This is a genomic window from Phycisphaerae bacterium (assembly GCA_018003015.1).
Taxonomy (GTDB): Bacteria; Planctomycetota; Phycisphaerae; order UBA1845; family PWPN01; genus JAGNEZ01.
Genome location: JAGNEZ010000002.1, coordinates 1 through 19,500, shown reverse-complemented (window position 1 = coordinate 19,500; position 19,500 = coordinate 1). Strand labels below are relative to the sequence as shown.

14 protein-coding genes are annotated in these 19,500 nt (G+C 64.5%); 4 read left to right on the top strand and 10 right to left on the bottom strand.

Translation table 11 applies throughout. The features are described 5' to 3' along the window. The 5 genes from KA354_00985 to KA354_00965 all read right to left on the bottom strand — a co-directional run bounded on the left by KA354_00985 (position 1) and on the right by KA354_00965 (position 6,044). Positions 1 to 966 (bottom strand): S1/P1 nuclease, encoded by a 966-nt coding sequence (locus KA354_00985; protein MBP7933194.1) that lies wholly within the window; start codon positions 964 to 966, stop codon positions 1 to 3. A gap of 177 nt (positions 967 to 1,143) precedes the next feature. Beyond that, positions 1,144 to 1,899 carry a PilZ domain-containing protein gene (locus tag KA354_00980; GenBank protein ID MBP7933193.1) on the bottom strand — a complete coding sequence of 252 codons (756 nt, stop codon included), beginning with the start codon at positions 1,897 to 1,899 and terminating at the stop codon, positions 1,144 to 1,146. Beyond that, positions 1,896 to 2,720: a PilZ domain-containing protein gene (locus KA354_00975; GenBank protein MBP7933192.1), complete on the bottom strand. Its 825-nt coding sequence runs from the start codon at positions 2,718 to 2,720 to the stop codon at positions 1,896 to 1,898. The genes KA354_00980 and KA354_00975 overlap by 4 nt, the downstream gene beginning before the upstream one ends. Positions 2,721 to 3,040: 320 nt before the next feature. Next, on the bottom strand, positions 3,041 to 4,801 hold the full coding sequence (locus KA354_00970; GenBank protein MBP7933191.1) for a flagellar basal body P-ring protein FlgI: 1,761 nt from the start codon (positions 4,799 to 4,801) through the stop codon (positions 3,041 to 3,043). A 175-nt stretch (positions 4,802 to 4,976) separates the two neighbouring features. Next, positions 4,977 to 6,044, bottom strand: coding sequence for a glycosyltransferase family 2 protein (locus KA354_00965; GenBank protein ID MBP7933190.1), 1,068 nt, complete (start codon positions 6,042 to 6,044; stop codon positions 4,977 to 4,979). 241 nt (positions 6,045 to 6,285) lie between these two features. Here KA354_00965 and KA354_00960 point away from each other — a divergent pair, with 241 nt between their 5' ends. Beyond that, positions 6,286 to 6,750 (top strand): FxsA family protein, encoded by a 465-nt coding sequence (locus tag KA354_00960; GenBank protein ID MBP7933189.1) that lies wholly within the window; start codon positions 6,286 to 6,288, stop codon positions 6,748 to 6,750. Positions 6,751 to 6,776: 26 nt separating this feature from the next. On the opposite strand, the gene KA354_00955 is transcribed toward KA354_00960, so the two are convergent. From KA354_00955 to KA354_00940, 4 genes are all read right to left on the bottom strand, one after another. After that, positions 6,777 to 8,126 (bottom strand): Gfo/Idh/MocA family oxidoreductase, encoded by a 1,350-nt coding sequence (locus KA354_00955; GenBank protein MBP7933188.1) that lies wholly within the window; start codon positions 8,124 to 8,126, stop codon positions 6,777 to 6,779. Positions 8,127 to 8,236: 110 nt separating this feature from the next. Continuing rightward, positions 8,237 to 9,574, bottom strand: coding sequence for a beta-glucosidase (locus KA354_00950; GenBank protein MBP7933187.1), 1,338 nt, complete (start codon positions 9,572 to 9,574; stop codon positions 8,237 to 8,239). Between the two features lie 252 nt (positions 9,575 to 9,826). Next, positions 9,827 to 10,540: a CPBP family intramembrane metalloprotease gene (locus KA354_00945; GenBank protein MBP7933186.1), complete on the bottom strand. Its 714-nt coding sequence runs from the start codon at positions 10,538 to 10,540 to the stop codon at positions 9,827 to 9,829. Between the two features lie 61 nt (positions 10,541 to 10,601). Continuing rightward, complete coding sequence (locus tag KA354_00940) at positions 10,602 to 12,014, bottom strand: TrpB-like pyridoxal phosphate-dependent enzyme (protein ID MBP7933185.1); 1,413 nt, start codon at positions 12,012 to 12,014, stop codon at positions 10,602 to 10,604. A 297-nt stretch (positions 12,015 to 12,311) separates the two neighbouring features. Here KA354_00940 and KA354_00935 point away from each other — a divergent pair, with 297 nt between their 5' ends. Further along, on the top strand, positions 12,312 to 13,739 hold the full coding sequence (locus KA354_00935; GenBank protein MBP7933184.1) for a carbohydrate porin: 1,428 nt from the start codon (positions 12,312 to 12,314) through the stop codon (positions 13,737 to 13,739). Positions 13,740 to 15,182: 1,443 nt separating this feature from the next. Continuing rightward, positions 15,183 to 16,163 carry a tetratricopeptide repeat protein gene (locus KA354_00930; GenBank protein MBP7933183.1) on the top strand — a complete coding sequence of 327 codons (981 nt, stop codon included), beginning with the start codon at positions 15,183 to 15,185 and terminating at the stop codon, positions 16,161 to 16,163. Positions 16,164 to 16,251: 88 nt separating this feature from the next. Here the strand turns inward: KA354_00930 and KA354_00925 are convergent, their stop codons facing one another. After that, positions 16,252 to 17,658, bottom strand: coding sequence for a hypothetical protein (locus tag KA354_00925; GenBank protein MBP7933182.1), 1,407 nt, complete (start codon positions 17,656 to 17,658; stop codon positions 16,252 to 16,254). Positions 17,659 to 18,127: 469 nt separating this feature from the next. On the opposite strand from KA354_00925, the gene KA354_00920 reads away from it, so the two are divergent. Then, positions 18,128 to 19,393, top strand: coding sequence for a PQQ-binding-like beta-propeller repeat protein (locus KA354_00920; GenBank protein ID MBP7933181.1), 1,266 nt, complete (start codon positions 18,128 to 18,130; stop codon positions 19,391 to 19,393). The last annotated feature ends 107 nt before the right edge of the window (positions 19,394 to 19,500 follow it).

Sequence of the window (19,500 nt, the reverse complement as noted above, 5' to 3'; positions counted from 1 at the left end):
TCACGGTGAGAACCGAAACCGCGCCGGGGCGAGCGGGCGACCGCCTGCCCCGGTGTTCTTCTGTCCTCGGACTGCTGCCACCCCCCGCGGCAAACGCCCGGCGATCGCGGGTCTGCTCCCCTCCGGAACGTTCGGAGCCGGCCCGGAAGCCGGTGCCGTCGCGGTCGCTTTTCGATCCCCGCAGATTCCGTTCAGCAACACCGCCAATCGTACCCCGGCCGCCAACAGACGATCCTCCACGACGGGGATGGTCCGGTCGAAATACGCCTCGGCGATCTGGCCATCCCTGGGGACCTGGTAGGCGAAGTCCGCGGCCAGCTTGGCGGATTCCGTCGCCCACGCGCAGACATCCCTGCTCCGTTGCCAATGGGCGAGCCTCTCGGGCGTAATCCTCGTACGAAGCTCCTCGGCGTACTGAAACCAGGGTTTCCTCACACGGCGAATCAGCAGCTCGTCCCAGACCACATGCAGATTCGTCCGATCGAAGAAGAACTCGACCTTGATGTCGTTTCCTCCCCGGTCCACGGCCCGCCCCACATGCAGAGGCTGATGGATGTCGCCGACGAAGTGGATCAGGAACTTCAGCGCTTCAGCCCGCTGGGCGGTTGTGGCCTTCTCGTCGAGAAGCACAGTCTGATAGTCGAGAATGGCGGAGACGACGCACCCGCTCTTCGCGCAGTCGCGATCCATCTTGAACGAGGTGGCCCCCGCCGGCACGTTCACGTAGTGCAACGGCTTGGCCCAATCGTAGCTGCGGTCACTCTTGATTTCATCGGCCCAGTTGGCCACCTCTACGATCGACTTGTCGCCGAGCAAGGCCCGAATCTCCTGCTCGGTTCTGGGATCCAACTGGCGAGCGGCAATCTCGGCGATGATCCGGTGCCCGTCCCCAGCCCATGCAAAACACGGCGAAGGGACCAGTCCAACCACGATCGCCGCAACGACCCGGGCTCCACGGATGCGCATTCCACCACTCCCGTGTCAGGCAGGTCCTTCAACCTGGGCGGCAGACGCTTCCGCCTGGCGAGGGATGGCGCCGTTCGGCCCGCGGGCGCGAACAACACCGGAGACAGTCTACAGGCATGAGAGAAGCGGATTCAACCCGAAGCCGATCCCCCCGGATGGCAATGAGGCAGGCACCCCTCAGCGGCACTCGGGGATTTCCAGGCGGCGGAACCGGCTGGCAACCCGGGCGATGGATTCGATGGTCCGCCGGCCGCTGGCCGATGTCTCCAGGCCCACGAACTGAAGGCCAAGGCGCCGCCGGCCGTCGGGAGTCTTGTCACAGTGCCGCAATGTCCCGGTCACTTTCTGCACCGAGCGGCCGGACTCCAGAGCGAAGCTGCAGGTCAGGATGTCACCGGCCCTCCAGCGAGGCCCCTTGGCTTCCGGCAAGGCGACACTGATGCCCCCGGCCGAGAGATCCAGCAGCACGCCGCGGGCGGACTGCCCAAGCTTGTCGGCGGCCGGCTGGCAGCGAGCCACATCGACAGGAATAACGACCCGGGGCGGAACCCGGGTCCGCGAAAAGAGGCGCCGCTGCAATTCGTGAACGCTGTCCGGCCAGGCGATCTCCAGGACCGGTGCCTCGATCCCCCCACCCATGGGATAGTTCGTGCGACCGATCACCTGGCTTTCGAAGACACACTTCTCGTGTCCACGGCGGAATGCGACGCCCAGGCTCTCCCCGACGACGATCTCAGGCTGAGCGCCGTCGGCAACGTACGGATAGAGGATCACCAACAGATCGCCGGATCGATCGGCGCGCAACAGACGGGACTTCAGCGTGGCCCAGGCTCCAACACCGTGGTAGTTGATGGTGAGCGAAACCCGATCACCGGCCGCTTCCTGAAGCCACTCCGCCTGCTGATCGGCCCCCAGGGGATGCATGTTCGTCATAGTCCCTCCTCCTTCGCAGGCCGACTGGTCAGCAGGTGGCGGCTGAGCAGCCGGCGACGAAGCGACTCCACGGCCTGCGTGGAATACTGATGTGACGGTCCGGTGAGGAACTGAACCCCGATCATCACCTTGCCTTCGGTACCGGTCGGCGTCTTGCTGCAGATGGTGGCTTCGAGCATGAACCGCTGGGTGTCCGTCGGCGAGAGCGCGAAATTGACCTGGATCTGTTCCCCGATCCAGAGCCGGTCAGCGACATGAGCATCCACTCGGCAGGCCAGACCGTCGGCACTGATGTTGCAGATCCAGCCGATGCCCTCGTCGGCGGTATCGTCGGAGCGAATCCAGTGAAGGCGAATCTTGGTCGAATCCGCGAGCGAAATCCGGTGGAACCGGCGTCGCTGCGTCACCTGGATCGTCTCCGGCCGAGTGAGATGAACCACGGGGTGGTGATCTGCGGCCGCGGGTTTCTCGATCCGCAAGACGTCGCAGGAACAGAGGTACAGATGGTCGCCCAGCCTGATGGAAAGGTCGCAGTAGGTGCCGACCAGGGCGTCGATGCGGGCCAGCATGGTGGTGAAGGCCGCCTCGTTGGCCAAGACCACTTGAGCTTCGCGGCTGGCGGAAGAAGCATCGGCCGCAGCCATGATCCGGCAAGCCAGCGCCGCCCTGGAGCCGGCGACGGACGGCGGTTGCATCCGGCACGGGATCGGCTCACCGTCAGGCCAGATTCTCGGCTCAATCAGGACTTCAGCCCCATGCCGGATCGCCTGTTCCAGCGTCCGGACGGACTGCCGCGAGTTGAGATCGATTGCGTATGGCATGGTAATACTAGCCTGATTTTCGGGTCAGCGAGGGAACGACTTGACCTTCGAATCCGACCGCGCAGCAATCGATAACCACGATGCTGCAGTTACCGGAACTTCAAGCGAGGAGTCCGAGAACCCACACCGCCGATGAAAAGGTGAGACCGCGGGCAGGCACGCCGAGGAACGCGCCCCACATCGCCCGGGACCGGCGTAGACCGGTGTTCGACGCGCCGCCTTCTCGCAGGCTTCGATGACGGGAGGCTCTTGCTCGGCGTCCCGGCCTTGCCCGCCATGCCCCGTGCGACGACAGCATGCCCGACTAGCCGAGTCAGGGCTCAGAGTTCGGATTCGGGGCGCCCAACCGGAGCCACCGGGCCGAACAGGTCCTCGATGCTGGACTCCTCCCAGCGGACATCCGCGCTGAGTCCGCCCTGCTCGCTGAGCCGGTACAGAAGATCGAGAATGACCGCATAGTCGAGCCCGAGCCCCTCGACCTTGCCTTCGAAGTTGCGGCTCAGGTCCTGGCCGAGGAACCGAACCAGGGTGGGCACGTCTGGCGGGACCTGGATGGGACCGATGAGGATGCCCCCCGAGGCGTTCTTGCGGATCAAAGTCAAGCTCCTGTCGCCCTCATCGGCCGAGAGAGTGATCGGCTTGCCCTGCTGGGAGTAGAGTAGCGGAGGTCGACAGACCATTCGGTCGCCCCCGATGAGGGCGATGCGCCGAAACTGGCTGCGGCGGGCATAGACCGTCGCCGGGCCACTGGATTCGACGACCTCGAGGACGAAGTTCTGAGGCTTCTTGCCGACCACGACCTGGGAAATGCCCTCCGGATCCGCGTCGCGGAGCGACTCGTAGGCCAGAAGGCGAAGCTGAACTTCCGGGTCGGTCAACAGCGTACGGAGTGCGGCGATCGCTCGAGGATTGTGGACACAATGCCCCAGTTCCCGGACGGCCATCCGGCGATAGCTGCTCTTGGGGTCCTCGGCATGTCGGACCACCACCTCGACGCCCAGATTGTCTCCCAGCCGCAAGCCGGCCCGGGCGGCGTAGTAGTTGACTGCCTTGCGCGGGTGAGTGTAGAGAGGCTGAAGCATCCGCACTGCCGAGAGCCCGACGCCCTCGACCGCGAGACTGAGTTCCTCCAGGGGCGCGTTCTCGCGGGTGAACTCCACAATCAACGCCTTGGCCCGGGCTTCCAGCTGGGCGTTGGACGATGTCAAGGGCAGATAGCGGACCTTCTCGATGAAACGGTTCTCGCGCCCCCGGTACTCGGCCGGGATCGTCAACTGCACCGTCGTTGGGCTGATCGCATCTGCAGCGGGGGGTGTGGTGGGAAAACGGCGGTTGATGACGTCGCGAATCTGGCGGACCACGGAGTACGATTCGACCACACAGACCATCTCCACCTTGCGCACGACCAGGTTCGAGCCACCACCGATGACCAGCCCTTCCCGCGGGTCGACGGTGGTCCCGGCATTCGCTCCTCCGACAAACGGATTGGTGAAGACCGGCCCCTGGGCTTGAGCATGGGTCTTGCCTTCAATCACCTCGGCCGGCCCGACCTCGCGGTAGATCTTCAGGTCGCACGGCAGGAGGATACCGCCGGCGATCGACTGGGTGTCGGGATCCATCGCTTGAACGCGGACGTCGAAGGCGCGCTGCTTGGCGGCGGCGGCCGGTACCTCCGCATCCACGACGACGACCGCCGTGTCCAGACTGTTGAGGAGTGCGTCGGGGCTGGGGACATTGTCATCGTCGCCGGTGCTGGTCACCCGCTGGCGGGCGAGTTCCTTGCGGAGGTAGTCACGAACACTGGGCGGGCAATTCCGGCTGCCCTTTCCACCGAGCCCGACCACCAGACCGTAGCCGCGAACGGGCAGCAGCCGGCCGCCCTCGACGTAGGTGGCCGCACCTATGGCACCCTGCAGGGCCAGCGTGGCCTGCTGGGGGGATGCAGTGGAGATGCTGTCGGTCGTGCCGGCGGGGCGAGTCGTCGGCTTCTTGGACTTGCCCATCCAGTCGCTGCAGCCCGCAACCAGCACCACCGCAAGCATGCCCGAACACGATGTCGCAAGGGAAAACCAACCCTTCATGGCATGATACCTCAGGCGTTGGCCAAGACCGTATCCCATGCCCGGACGACTGTCAACTCGGAGCAGCGGGGAGGGCCCGCAGGGCCGAAGACGTGGCCAGCCCCTCCGCGGAGGCCGTGGCCCATGGCTGATGGTCAACCACCATTGGGACATGGAACCAGGACGTCGCAGATGATCAAGCTGTCTCGGCCCGCAGCGGCTCAAGCGGCTGAACCAGCCGGGTCTCACGGACCAGGACGTCCGTGGCGACCTCCTGAACACCCGTAGGTTCTGTCGGCAGGAACTCGAGAATGTTGCGAACGGCTCGAGGGTGCGGAAGGAAACCGACTCGCTCGCGCGTCACATACAGCGGGCGGTTGCGGACTTCCTGGTAGACCCGGGCCATGTACTCGCCCACGATCCCCAGACAGATCAGTTGAATGCCCCCCAGTAATCCCAGACCACAGCCGACCAGCAGCGATCCGGCGATTCCCGGATCGACGATCCCGAACCGGAAACCGGCGATCAACAGACCGGCCATCGAAATCAGGCCGACCGCGCATCCCAGTGTGGTGATGAGCCTGAGCGGAGCACTCGAGAAAGCCAGCACGCCCTCCACGACGGTATGCAGCTGCCGCGACAGAGAGTAAACCGGACCGGCTCCCAACCTGGGCGACTCAGGCGTGTACTCGAGCACCGCCTGACGGAAACCAACCCAGCTCCGCAGACCGGTAATGAACCGGGTGCGTTCCGGCAGGCTGTTGAGTTCCTCCACCGCCCGGCGGTCCATGAGAGTCAGCTCGCCCGTGTCGGTCGGAATGGGCACCTCGCTGACCTGGCGCAGAATCCGACGGCAGATCCGGCTGGCCACCCGGTGAACCAGGTTCTTGTTGCGCCGGCGACGGGCGAAGATCACCTCATAGCCTTCGTGCCAGGCTTCGATGAGCCGAGGAATGACTTCCGGCGGGTCGGCCAGGTTGCCGTCGATGGTGATGACCGACCGACCGGTGGCCGCCTCGAGCCCGGCACACAGCGCCGCCTGACGCCCGAACCGACGCGACAGGATGATCCCTTTGACCGCACCCTCTTCGCGGTGCAGGGCGCTGATGATGTCTGGCGTCTGGTCCGTGCTCCCGTTATCCACGTAGAGGATCTCATACGGAATCGCCAGCCGGCGGAGCATGGCGGTAAGACGGAGATGAAGGCTGGGCAGAGAAGCCCCGTCATTGAACACCGGAACGATAATCGAACATTCGGCTGACACTCGGCGTATTCCTTCCATCTACGTCCACGCGCCCGCTCAAGAGGCGGCGCCCCACTGGCGTTATCGGATTTCCGGCCGGACGCTTTAGCCGGGAGTGATCGCCAATCGAATCAGGGACACGCGTAACCGACAAACCGCGGGAGTTATGAGACTTTCAGGCGTTCTTGTCGCATTGACCGCGTGCTGGTAGGATGCAACCGGTTTGCAGAACCTAGCCCCTTCGGGAGCCCGACCCGCTGAAATGGTTCTCCGCTTGCTGCTGCTGTTCACCCTTGTGCCGCTGGTTGAGCTGGCCATCCTGATCAAGATCGGGAGCCGCATCGGGGCAGGCACGACCATCGCGATGGTCTTGCTGATCGGCTTCGTCGGCGCGGCCGTCGCCCGGCATGAGGGATGGCGCACGATCCAGGGCATTCAGGCCGACATGGCCGCCGGACGCCTGCCGGGTGATCGCCTGGTCGACGGGCTGCTCATCCTGATCGGAGGTATCCTGCTGATCACGCCCGGCGTGCTCACCGACATCGCCGGTCTGCTTCTCTTCCTGCCACCCGTGCGGGCCTTGGTCCGGGCCGACATGAAGCGCAGGCTGCGGACCAGAATCACCCTGCTCACCCCGGGGTCATTCGGGCCACAACGGGATGACGACTTCATCGACGTCGAAGCCCGTCCGCCAGGAACGCCGGACAGCGAATCGCGGGCCCGATAGCTCCGGCCGTTGCCGCCGGACGCGATTCACGCCTTGGGCAGTTCCCAGGGGCGGCGGTACGGATTGGTGATCATCGCGTTGGCCAGATCGTTGCCGATGACCTTCATATTCTCGACGTCGTACTCGATGGATCGACCGGTGCGGAGGGCCAGGTTGCCCAGGTGGGCCACGGTGGTCACCCAGTGGCCCAGTTCGATGTCCTCGGCCGGCTTTCTGCGGGTGCGGCAGCACTCCAGGAAATCGCCGACCAGCTTCACCCGGCACAGTTCCGGTTCCTCCTCTATGTTCTTCTTGAGGGCCGGAACCGGTGTCTTGCCCTCGGGATAGACGTCGTAGCCGGAGCCGTCGACAACCAGGGTGCCGTTGGTGCCGTAGAACGCGCAGCCATGCTCGCGATGCTCGGGCCCGTGGCCGGTACCGGCCTGATGCTCCCAGACCAGCGTGAACTTCTCGAAATCATAGAGCGTGCATTGCGTGTCCGGCGTCTCGGCGGTGTCGTCCGGGTAGATGTACTTGCCGCCGGTGGAGGCCACCCGCTTGGGAGCACTGGCGTTCATCGCCCACAGAGCGATGTTGAGGAGGTGCACGCCCCAGTCGGTCATCAGCCCGCCCGCGTAGTCGTAGAACCAGCGGAACGCAAAGTGGAACCGGGCCCGGTTGAACGGCCGCCTGGGCGCTGGCCCGAGCCACATGTCGTAGTCGACGCCGGCTGGCACCTCGGAGTCCGCCACCTTGCCCAGGCTCTGGAACCAGCCTAACGCCGCCCAGCAGCGAACCAGCCGGATCCGCCCCAGCTTGCCCGACTGCACCTGCTCGACCGCCTCGCGGAAATGACTGCTCATTCTCCACTGAGTACCCATCTGCACGACCCGGCCGGTCCTGCCGGCCCAGTCCAGCATGGCCTTGCCTTCGCCGATACTGTTGGCCAGCGGCTTCTCGCAGTAGACGTCCTTGCCCGCCTGCATGCACTGAATGGTCTGCAGGGCGTGCCAGTGGTCCGGGGTGGCGACGAGGACCACGTCGACATCCTTGCGATCGCACACCCTGCGGAAATCCTTGACCCGGTCGGGCGGGCTCTTCCCGTTCTTCTGCAGCCACGCGGCGGCCTGATCGAGCATCGCCTCGTCGACGTCGCAGATCACCGGACATTCGAGGCCTCGGTTGTCATGCTTGAAGAAGGTCATGAGATCGTGGCGGCCCTGCCCGCCGGTGCCGATGACCCCGAACCGCACCCGGTCGTTGGCGCCCAGAATCGACGTGCTCACCGAGGCCAGCGACGATACCGTCGCCGCTCGGGCAGCAGCCGCCGAGGCCCCTGCCGCCCCGGCCGAAACCAGCGACCGATTCAAGAACCGTCGTCGAGTGATACTGTTCACGACCCAACCTCCTGTGCGCACGGGCTCGCTCGCCGTGTCGGCCATGCACCAACACGGGACCATTCTAACGCCCATGATCACAGCCCGTAAGCCGGCGGGACGCCCTGCGTTCAGCTGGGCTTGGGCCCGGATTGCGGCTCGCGGAGAAGCCGCAGGACGGGTTCGATCTCAGACGCCTTCATAAACACCCGCCAGCACAGTCCGGTCCGGTAGTTCTCGATCATGGGGGCGATCGGCCCGAGGTCGATTCCCAGCCAAGTCTTCGACACCCAGGCCCGAGAGAGGTTGAAGGAGTCGGCAAAGCCGTAGCCGCCCCACAGACGAGCCCGGTAGCGTTGATCCAGCTCCAGCAGACAGGACAGGCTCTCCTGAGGGACGTACGGCATGCTGGACAGGGCGGCGGTAGGAGCGAGCGTGCCGTCGTCACCATCACCAGGGGCAAACGCCTTGTAGCCGTCGGGACCGAGACAGGCCGTCAAGCCCCACAGGGGGCCATAGCCTGCGAAGGTGCCGCTCTTGACCCGGGCATACTGAACCTGCACGCGGCACAGATCCCGGAAGTGCTCGAAGTAGGTCTTGCCCTCGAAGGAGATCGCTCGGGGGTCGAACCCGAGATACGAGTAGTGGACGAAGAAGAGAGGCATCTCCAGGCCTCGGCCCAGAGAGACATGAACGCCATAGTGCTCGCGCTCTCGGGCATAGTCACGGCCCTGCCATCCCTGCCAGTAACACTTGGCTGGCACCGCGTGGGTCGGGGAAGCCAAAGCCAGCAGATAGGTGATCTGGCACTCGTTGAAACCGCGCACCGGGTGGTTCATCCTCCACTCGACCCGCGGCGACCAATGCCACAGGAGGTACGCGTCGGCGTTCTTCTCCTTCACGAAGAAGTCCCATTCGATCTCCCGCCACATCTTCTCGGCCAAGCGGCGCAACTCGGTCTCGACCGGATCGTCCGCCGAGAAGTACTCGCGCACCGCGATCAGCCCTTGAGCCAGGTACGCGGTCTCGACCAGATCCGCGCCGTCGTCGTTGGGACTGAACGGGATGACCTTCCCGGTCCGCCCGTCGAGCCAGTGCGGGAAGGCGCCATGGAATCGGTCGGCCTTGGTCGCCAGGAACCGGAGCATCTGGCGAATCCGCCTCGCGGCCTGGGCCCGGGTGAGGAAGCCACGCTCGACGCCGACCATCAGATTGAAGAGCCCCATGCCCGTCGCGCCGACGGCGCAAACGTCGGGGCCGTGACCGGTACCCTCCCGGGCCAGACCCGAAACCGGATGGCCAAACGCATCGAAGTAGCGGATGCCCGCCTGCTGTACCTGGGTCAGCAGGGCCTCGACTTCGGGCGAATGACGCGGTTGCGCGGTCGCGACCGTGTCCCCCGCACGGAGGCCGACGGACGACAGGCCGACCAGCAGACACATGATGGTCATGGCTCGTCGCGGTGACATGCAGGGGATTATGACCCGCCGTTGGCGGAGGTTCAATTCAGCGGTTCGGGACCGTCCATGTCCAGTCATGACTCGGAGACATCGACCTGAAGCCCAACCGTACGCGGATGGACGATTGGCTGACCGTGGCGAGGCGGGCAACGTTCGAGACACTTCACGGGTGCTGCACGGGGCATGTCCGACGATCATCCCGCCCCCTCGACCCTGGTCGGCAGCGCCCACCGCTTGGCTCAAGGCACGGCGGACAAGCCGTCACAGCCGGGCTCCGTAGTTGTTCGCGAAGTGGAGCAAAACACAGGGCCAGAGGCTCCGGGTCCATTTGAGCAGATAGCCCTGGAAGAAGCCGAGAACGAAGATGGACAGTGACGTGCCAGGGTGGAGGTGGGTCGTGAGCGTACCGGCGAAGAACCAGCCGGGCAGGTGGATGGCAAAGAAGAGAATCGCCTGAGCCAGGTTCGCCCACCCGAAGCGAGCATGCTGCCTCAACGCCTGCAGGATGCACCCCCGGAACAGCACTTCTTCGATGAACGGCGCTCCGATGATCATGATCACCAAGGCTGCCGGATCGGACAGCGGCAGTGGCTCCCGGTGCTCGATATGCGTCACCCGGATGAAGTCCTTCGCCAGGGACAACGCCCCGATCGCAAGACCGAGGAACAGACCGCGGCAGACGTGGTCCTTGAGAGCCAGCGAAGCGAGCCCGTCGGAGCATCCTCGCCATCGCAGGAAGATTGCGGCGGTACCCAGCCAGATAGCCGCCTTCAGGCACGACAGAGCCACGTCGGCCGCCTGCTTGCCCAACCGCGCGTCGAGCCAGGGCTTGGCCGGCGAGTACCAGAGTGTCTTGGCGAGGATGGCCCATGTCACGAAGAACACGCCGATGAACAGGAGCAGGTTGACGGCACGCGTCCCCTCGCCGGCAGGGCCGTTTGGGCTCGGCGAAGTCACGCACGGATCGTCCGTCATCTGCCCAACACTCACGATTCGGGGCATGCTGTCCGGGGCGGTCCGCAACCTCCTGCCCTGATCACACCACGTCAGCGCGAGCCGATTTCCACCGGCCGGTGCGGACCGGTTTGGGCTTGGGCAGGTCCTTGATCGCGGCCAGCGATCGGTTCATCAGTTCCTCGGGCAGCGGGTAGTCCTCCAGCCGGCCGGCAAAGTACTTCTCGTAGCCAACCAGATCCATCAGTCCATGGCCGCTGAAGTTGAAGACAATCACCTTCTCCTTGCCCTCTTCCTTGGCTTTGTTGGCTTCCTGGATGGTGGCTGCGATGGCGTGACTGGTCTCCGGAGCGGGGATGATGCCTTCGGTCTGGGCAAAGAGGACCGCGGCTTCGTAGCATTCGATCTGGTGGATCGCCCTCGGCTCGGCCAAGCCCTCCACGATGGACTGACAGACCAGCGGAGCCATGCCGTGGTAGCGCAGTCCCCCCGCGTGGATGGGCGGGGGCACGAAGGTGTGTCCCAGCGTGAACATCGGAAGCAGAGGGGTCATGCCGGCCGTATCCCCGAAATCGTAGGCGAACGGCCCGCGGGTCATCTTCGGGCAGCTGCTCGGCTCGGTTGGGATGATGGTGATGTCTGCCCCGGCGATCTTGTCGGCCATGAACGGGAACGCCAGGCCCGCGAAGTTGCTGCCGCCGCCGGCACATCCGATGACCACATCGACCTTCTTCTCGCCGATCTTGGCGAACTGCTTCTTGACCTCGAGGCCGATGATCGTCTGATGCAGCATGACGTGGTTGAGCACGCTCCCGAGGGAATACCGCGTCTTGCCGGTCTCATCGCCCACGGCGTCCTCGATGGCCTCGCTGATGGCGATGCCCAGGCTGCCTGGCGTGTTCGGATCCTGCTCGAGGATCGCCCGGCCGGTCTGGGTTTCCGTGCTTGGACTGGCGATGCACTTGCCGCCCCAGGTTTCCATCATCAACCGGCGGAACGGCTTCTGATCGAAGCTGATTCGGACCATGTACACCTTGCACTCCAGACCCAGCAGGCGACAGGCGAATGCCAAGGCGCTGCCCCACTGTCCCGCTCCCGTCTCGGTGGTGATTCGCTTGATGCCGGCCTGCTTGTTGTACCACGCCTGGGCGACGGCGGTATTGGGCTTGTGGCTCCCCGGCGGGCTGACGCTTTCATCCTTGTAATAGATGCGGGCCGGCGTCTTCAGGGCTCGCTCCAGGAAGACCGCCCGGTGAAGCGGAGTGGGTCGCCAGCGATAGAGCATCTCCAGAATCTCGTCTGGAATGGTGATCCATCGCTCTCGGCTTACCTCCTGCTCGATGATATTCATGGGAAAGACAGGGGTGAGCATCTCCGGCCGGACCGGCTGCCCCGTCGGACCGAGGGGCGGCTGCATGGGGCTGGGGAGATCCGCACCCAGATTGTACCACTGACGAGGAATCTCGTGTTCTTCAAGCAATACTTTGATTTGCATGCGATCGCCTTTCTCGAGAAGATACTGCCCTTGGGTTCACGAGCCCGAATGGAGGCGCATCGGGAACGACGGCCACCAGGACTGCGGGGGGCGATAATACCCGATGCCCGGTCGCTTGTCGATGAAAGGTACTCGCCGGCCAGGTATAGGGTATTTACCCCATGTCAAGGCTGATTGTTTTTTTTCGGATCTGCGTAGAGAATACCGCCAATCCGGCCCTGCGGCGCGGCAGGCCCGGCGCATTTCCGACCGGTGGGCGCGACCCCGGGTTCGCCCACCAGAGGCAAAAGGAGTTCGATGATGAGGCAATGGAGACTGGCAGCGGCGTTCTTCCTTTCGATCGGCGTCCAGGCGGCTCTTGCCCAGGTTGCGGCCGAACCGGGCGGACCAAGCCCCGCGGCGGCCCAGGCCAGCGATTCGAAGGCCGCGGCGGAGAAGGCGGTTGCGGAGGAGAAGACCGCCGCCGTCGGCGAGAAGGCCTCCTTCGCCGGCGACAACTGGATGGACTGGAAGAAGATGACCGGCGACTGGGGTGGTCTCCGGAATCAAATGGCGGATGCCGGCATCACTTTCGACATCAACGTCACGCAGATCCTGCAGGGCAATGCGCACGGGGGCGTGGACACGAAGAACGGTCACCGCTATTCCGGATCCGGCGACCTGACGCTGACGCTGGACACGGCCAAGATGGGTCTGTGGGACGGCGGCACCTTCGTGCTGAACGCCGAGCCCAAGTGGGGCGACGGCATTCTCAACAAGGTGGGTTCGCTGATGCCGGTCAACATGGATGCGGTCAAACCCGGCTTTGGAGAGGGCTGCATGATGACCCTCTCGGAGTTCTTCTACCAGCAAGTGCTGTTCGATGGGAAGCTGATTCTTCTGGCGGGCAAGCTCGACGGCTCCCGGGCCTTCGACACCAACGTCTTCGCCAATGACGAGCGCACCCAGTTCATGAACCTGGCGCTGCGCAACAATCCGGTCATTCCGTTGTTTCTTCCATACACGACGATGGGCGTGGGAGCGGTGGTGAATCCGATCGAGGCATTGTCCATCCGCACTGCGGTGACGGACGCCGAGGGCCAGGCCAAGACGACCGGTTTCGAGACCACGTTCCACGGGCCGACGCATACCTCGCTGCTCCATGAATGGGATATCAAGGTCAAGCCGTTCGGCCTGCCGGGCAACCAGCGTTTTGGCTTCCTGTGGACCTCGATGGAGAAGCAGCATCTGCAACCCAAGTCACCCTTCAAGGAACTGGGACCGACCTTGACCAAGGTGGTTGGGCCTAAGGTCATGGGCTGGATGGCCCCGTACCTGCCCTTTGACACCAGCCCTGACGAAGTGGGCCTGTTCTACAACTTCGACCAGTACCTCTACACCGAAAGCGACGATCCGACCCAGGGCGTCGGCCTCTTCGGCCGGTTCGGCTGGGCCCGGCAGGACGCCTCGGCGATTGCCCACCACTACAGCTTTGGTGTCGGCGGCAAGGGAGTCATTCCCACACGCGACAACGACACCTTCGGCGTCGGCTACTACTATCTCGATCTGAGCAACAAGATGCCGGACGCATACAACTGCGAACAAGGCGTCGAGGTCTACTACAACATCGCCATCACTCCTTGGCTCCATATTTCGCCGGACCTCCAGGTCATCATGGATCCTGGTGGAAGCGAGGCTCACGATGTGTCCGTCGTCTATGGCGTGAGGATGCAAGTGAACCTGTGATTCCTCCGCCTGCGGCCGTGCTGAGACTATCGACCGTTCGAATAAGAGCCCAGGCTGGGTCAGCGCGGGCTCGTGGGCGCGCCGCACCCGTGCCGACCGCTCCGATACCACCCAGTAGAGTCTAAAGGAACTAAAGTAGGGATTTTCTTCGTGAAGTAAAAGGCTCTTTCCTGGCTGGCACCGCCTTCCTTCCTGGAGAGAAGGAGCGGCCGCCCCGGTGGTCGTTTCTGATGCCCGTACTGGCCGGCGGAAGCCGACCGGGTGTCTTTTTCAGCGAATTGAGCCTTTGCGGACCCTCCTGGACGATATTTTCCAAACATATATTGTTCTTCCGTGTCAAGTATTATGGAACGCTGGCCGGGTGGTAGCTTGAGCGTCTGGCAAGAGACCAAGCTACGTGGAACCGGCGGCCGGGGTTTCCCGGAGTTGCGTTCCTGGAGGTTTGCCATGTACCGCTCTACTCCGAACGCTGTGCCGCCCGTGGCGGTGTTGAAGCCGGCCGGCGGCGGTTGGCAGGCTGCGATGGCCTGGTTCCATCTTCTTCGTGCCCCCTACGGTTGGCGTGTTCGTTCCACAGCACTGGCGGTACTCCTCCTCGCGGCGACGGCGGCCGACGGAGCTGCCCGGCCTGAAAGGCGGAGCGGCCAGCGTCAGCCGGCGTTCCGAGCGCCGGCCGCCTCACCGGTCAAGATCGAGCGTTCTTCGCGGCCCGCGGTATCGCGTTCGTTTGAGCGGTCAAGCCCCGCCGGTCGCGAAATGAAACCGAATTGGGCTCCCATGATTCGTCGTTCGGAGCCAAACGCCGGGTTCTCCAAGTCGGTCCCCAATCTTGCGCCGCGCATTTCGTCGTCTTCCTCGCCGACTGGCCGCCCGGCGCCGGGGGCGCAAGCGCCGGCACGCGTGCCGTCCTCGGCGTCACCTCTGAGCATTTTCCGATCGGGGCCATCCGCTGATCGCCCCAGCATTCCGCAGGCGCTGTCGGGTGCCCTCCGCAAGGAGGCCGATCGGCTGCCGTCCTTGCCGAGCCGAGCGGGGTCCCAGGCAGGCGAACGCCGCTCGACCCCCTCGATCGCGCTGAATCCCAACCATGCTGACAGGTCGGCACCGACCGTCTCCCGACCGGACGGCAGCGAACGCAGTCGCGCGCCGCTTGCCCTCGGCAACCACGCCCCGCGACAGGGCTCCCTTCAGGGTCACGAGTCGCAGCGCAGCGGTCCTCAGCGAGGTGATATGCCCTTCTCCGGGCGTTTCACGCAGACGCCATCGGCCGGTCGCGACCTGTTCAACCGACCGGGGAATCGTGGGTTGGCCGGCTTTTTGCGTCCGGCGCACGGCGAGCGTCGAGGGGAGATTCCTCCGCCGTACCCGCCTCGTCCTGATCATTGGCGCGGCCATCGCGCCGACCGGCACCACTTCGGGTTTGGTTTCTACAGTGCGTGCTTCGTGCGTCCCCGGGTCTACCCGGTCTACTACCCCGCTTACGTCGCGTCCTCGACCTACGTGGTGTCGGCCCCTGTGGTGGCGCAAACCGTGGTTGTCGCGCCTCCTGTTCAGCCCGCGGTGGCGACTACCGGTTCGGCCCTGGCCCTGCCGGCGGACCAGTTGAAGCAGATGGTGACCACCGGGACTCAGTACTTCCGGGATGGCCGGTACAACGAAGCGGCCGATCTGTTCTTGCGGGTTGCGAACGCCGACCCGCAGAACGTGGATGCATGGTTGTCGTACGGCATGGCCCGGTTTGCGACCGGCGACTATGCCGCGTCGGCGGAGGCCCTTCGCCGCGGGATCCGGCTGTTCCCGCAGGTAGTCGATTCTGCGATGGATGTGCGTAGCGCGTATGGCGACCCGGCGGACTTTGATCGGCAGTGGGACCAGCTGGCGCGGCGGCTGCAGGATGTGCCGGGGGATACCGACGCTCTGCTGGTGGTTGGTTTCGTCTATCACTTCGTCGGTGACCGCGAGCACGCCGCGGAGGTATTCAGGCACATCAAGGACCAGGTTGCCGCGGACGGCGACATTGCGGACTTCTTCCTGAATGCCAAGCCCCTGGCGGAGGCCACTACGGCCGTTGGCCGGAATCAGGGGCCTGCCCCTGCCGCCGCCGTGGAGCGACCGGTGGGGGCGGTCCCGTCGTCGTCGCCGATGCCGGTAGCCCTTTTCCAGGGCATGGTGAGCCGGGACAGCCGGGTGGCCGGCAAGGAGATGCTCACGGTGGATGGGATCGTCATCAAGGTGGAGGACACGGACGGGCATCCGCTGGACGCAGACCTGCAGATTCGTGTTGGCGGCACTAGGTGGAACTATGAGGATCTCCCGATTGGGACGGTGATTCAGGTGGTGGGTATATCCGGCCGGAGTCACCACGTCCAGGTGACCGCCCTGGAGGACCACAGCGAGACGGTCTGGTTCACGGTGAGCCCTTAGGTACCGATGCGTCTCTCCGCCTGTATCCGCCGGGGAATGAACAGCTCCTGCCGGCTTGGTGAGAGCTCCTCCCGCCTCTGGCCGCGGGTCAACGGCCTCCGACCTTCTTGGGGGTTGAGCCGTTGAGATGTCGGAACTGGCCGTAGACGACGTCGTTGAAGATACGGGTTTTGAAGGCCACGTATTCCTTCTGCCAGTAGTCGAGCATCTCGGGCGTGTAGGGTTCGCCGTGGGGGTGGGCCGGGGTGTAGTGTTTGAGCGTCCGGTCATAGTACTCCAGTCCGCCACGGCAGGTCTGGTGTGAGCCGAAGACCCACCAGGCCAGTGCGACCCAGGGCCCCGCCTTGAGGTGGTCGTAGTAAGCCTGCATGGTCTCGATGGGCGTGGTGTAGGTGGTCTCCTTGCCGGCCGGTCCGAGCTGGCCGCATACCGCGATGTACCACATCATGGCGTTCCTGGCTTCCGCCAATTGGATCGCGTCCATGAGGGCGTGGGTGTCGTTCCAGCATTCGGGCGTCCAAGTTGCGGGATTGCTGCTGTCCTTGCAGACCCGGACCTGCAGTCCCTCCGGATAGTACCTGGTGCGAATGCGCTGCCATTCGTCGGCGTGGGCTCGGACCCGGGCCCGCGGTATGGACAGGTCCGCCGGGTCAAAGGGGCTGTATTGATGGAACCAGTAGTGGTACACGTCCACGCCGATGGCCTGGGTATTCGGCGGCAGTTTGACCCGGCGGTGCTTCTCGATGTCGTTCTGGCTGGCCGCGTAGCAGCCGTTGTAGTCCAGTGCCGCATAGCCGATCATATTGAACCAGGCCTTGATGTGGCTGAAGGGTCGGCGGTCGTCCTTTTCGCGAAGCCGGATCTGGCGGTCGAAGTCGGCGAAGAGCCTCTCGAGACCGTCCGTTCCAAGGCCGCACTCTTCCTCGTCGCCCACGCTGGCAGCCAGGATGTTATTGATCAGCTGGCTTCCAGTGGCCCGATCGCCTTCCGGATCGACCAGTTCGGTATCCCGAGCACCCCAGAGCTGGTCGAGGATATGGCCGAGATTCTCGAAGCCATTTTTCCCCTCCTTGATGGAGGGCCGGGCGCTCAAGATAATCAGCTGTCGATGTCGGTAGCAGCGGATCATCAGGTTGACGATCTCATCTCGAAAGCGGTCGTGCCGATTGTAGAGCTGGATGGCGGTGGACCAGTGACTGGCAATGTCGATCCGGCGGACGTTCTCCGCGTGCAGGTTTTCCAGGGGCTGCCGGTCGTCGAAGGCCATCAGATTGTACTCGAAGAGGTAAGGCAGGATCCCGATTCCTTCCTTGGGGGCCCAGGTTCGGATGGGCACGTAGGAGTAGCTGACCACGTCGCCCTGCACATGCCCCGGCGGCAGTTCACCGGGAGCGGGAGAGGTGGACGGCCGAGTCATCGGCTGCCCGTGCGTCTTCCCGACGGGCAGCAGAGCCAGGCATGCAACGACGCAGGTCAGGGCAGGTCGAACGGACATAATGCGGTCTCCTCGTCTGCGGGGACCATGGGCAAGCGGGGCAAGAGTCAAGGCCACCGAGCTGTTTGCCTGGGGCCTAGGCCAGGGGCCATTCTGTCATGGCGCCGGGCCTGAATCAACCGCTGCCGACGCGTTGCCTGCACCCCGGGAACCTCTCCAAGAGGGAGGATCACAGGAACGGGTGCTCGGCCAAACGAAGCCATTGGGCACAGCTGGCAGGCGGGGCGAGATTGGGGGGCATTCGCTCGGGGCGTCGGGCCGGACTCAACGCGATGCGGAAGCTCGGTGCGGAAGCTCGGCCTGGAGCGGTCGCTTGGTCCGTGCGGTCGTCCACGCAAGCGGAGAAGTGGCGGTTGACCGGAGAATAGGCGTTCGAAATAAACGGGACTGTCCCGTTATCCCGTCCTTAGGAGGGAGGCCGAGTCCCCCGGTGACAGTGATACCAGGTTTGGGTATAAGGACCCTCAAGATGAAACGAGCGGATCCAGCCCCTTCGCGTCGTGCCTCCCTTCACCGTTCCCGGGTGGCAGTCAGGATCCTCGTTTGGGCATCCTTCTCCGCACTTGCCGAGGCATCCCCCCCCACCAACACCGTCCCTGCTCCCGGCGAATCCCCCCAGCCCACCTCCGTCGCGTCAACCGCGGACTGGCCCATGTGGGGCGGCCGCCCCGACCGCAACATGGTCTCCAACCAGCGAAACCTGCCTACCGAGTGGGGGGTCAACGACAGGGGCAACCTCAAATGGGTAGCCACTCTGGGTTCCCAGACCTTTGGCAATCCCGTTGTGGCCGGCGGCAAGGTCTTCATCGGCACCAACAACGGCAGGCCGCGTAACCCGGCGATCAAGGGCGACAAGGGCGTGCTGATGTGTTTCGCGGAAGCCGATGGCAGGTTCCTCTGGCAGGCCGTCCATGACAAGCTCGAGCCCCCAGCCGAACTCGACTGGCCGGAGATTGGGATCTCCTCGGTGCCTTGTGTCCTGGGCGATCGCGTCTACTACGTCAGCAACCGCGGCGAACTCGCTTGCCTGGACACCGAAGGCTTCCTTGACGGCACGAACGATGGCCCGGTCACGAATGAGAAAGCCCATGGCCTCGCCGCGGCCGATTTTGTGTGGACGCTCGATATGGTCCACGAGCTTGGCGTCTCGCCCCACCAAGCCTCGGCCTCCCCGCCGCTGGTGTGGGACGATCTGGTCTTCGTGGTCACCGGCAATGGCACCGACATCACCGCCGAGCAGGTTCCGGCCCCGCAGGCCCCCAGCTTCATCGCCGTAGACCGAACCACCGGCCGGCTCGTCTGGGGTGATCACTCGCCCGGCGATCGCATCCTGGCCGGCCAGTGGTCAGGCCCGGCGTGTGGCTTGGTGAACGGCCGGCCCCAGGTCGTATTCCCCGGCGGCGACGGCTGGATATACGCCTTTGAGCCTGCCACCGGGAAACCGCTCTGGAAGTTCAACTGCAACTCGCATTTGCCGGCCGATGTGGCCGCCGACCGCGGATCCCTGGGGCATGCCGTCGCTACCCCGGTCTTCGTCGACAACAAGGTGTTCATCGCCGTCGGGCATGCCCCGGAGAGCGGCAACGACGGTCCCGGCTGTCTTTGGGCCATCGATGCGACCAAGTCGGGCGACGTCAGCGCCGCCCCGGTCTGGCGATACACCGCCGACGATTTCGCTCACAGCATCTCGACGGTGGCCATTCACCGTGGCCTACTCTACCCCCCAGTTGCATAAAAGCCAGCACGAAGGTGCCGAATTGCACGGCCCGGCCGGGCGAATCGTGCCCGGCGGCCGTTGCTCCCGGAGTTCACCGGCGGTGAGGTTCGCGAACCGCAGGGCTA

Bases quoted from the DNA above. Each gene is read 5' to 3' on its own strand.
- KA354_00980 (MBP7933193.1), bottom strand. From the start codon at position 1,899: ATGACGAACATGCATCCCCTGGGGGCCGATCAGCAGGCGGAGTGGCTT.
- KA354_00970 (MBP7933191.1), bottom strand. From the start codon at position 4,801: ATGAAGGGTTGGTTTTCCCTTGCGACATCGTGTTCGGGCATGCTTGCG.
- KA354_00925 (MBP7933182.1), bottom strand. From the start codon at position 17,658: ATGTCCGTTCGACCTGCCCTGACCTGCGTCGTTGCATGCCTGGCTCTG.
- KA354_00985 (MBP7933194.1), bottom strand. From the start codon at position 966: ATGCGCATCCGTGGAGCCCGGGTCGTTGCGGCGATCGTGGTTGGACTG.
- KA354_00975 (MBP7933192.1), bottom strand. From the start codon at position 2,720: ATGCCATACGCAATCGATCTCAACTCGCGGCAGTCCGTCCGGACGCTG.
- KA354_00940 (MBP7933185.1), bottom strand. From the start codon at position 12,014: ATGCAAATCAAAGTATTGCTTGAAGAACACGAGATTCCTCGTCAGTGG.
- KA354_00960 (MBP7933189.1), top strand. From the start codon at position 6,286: ATGGTTCTCCGCTTGCTGCTGCTGTTCACCCTTGTGCCGCTGGTTGAG.
- KA354_00935 (MBP7933184.1), top strand. From the start codon at position 12,312: ATGATGAGGCAATGGAGACTGGCAGCGGCGTTCTTCCTTTCGATCGGC.
- KA354_00945 (MBP7933186.1), bottom strand. From the start codon at position 10,540: ATGACGGACGATCCGTGCGTGACTTCGCCGAGCCCAAACGGCCCTGCC.
- KA354_00950 (MBP7933187.1), bottom strand. From the start codon at position 9,574: ATGTCACCGCGACGAGCCATGACCATCATGTGTCTGCTGGTCGGCCTG.
- KA354_00920 (MBP7933181.1), top strand. From the start codon at position 18,128: ATGAAACGAGCGGATCCAGCCCCTTCGCGTCGTGCCTCCCTTCACCGT.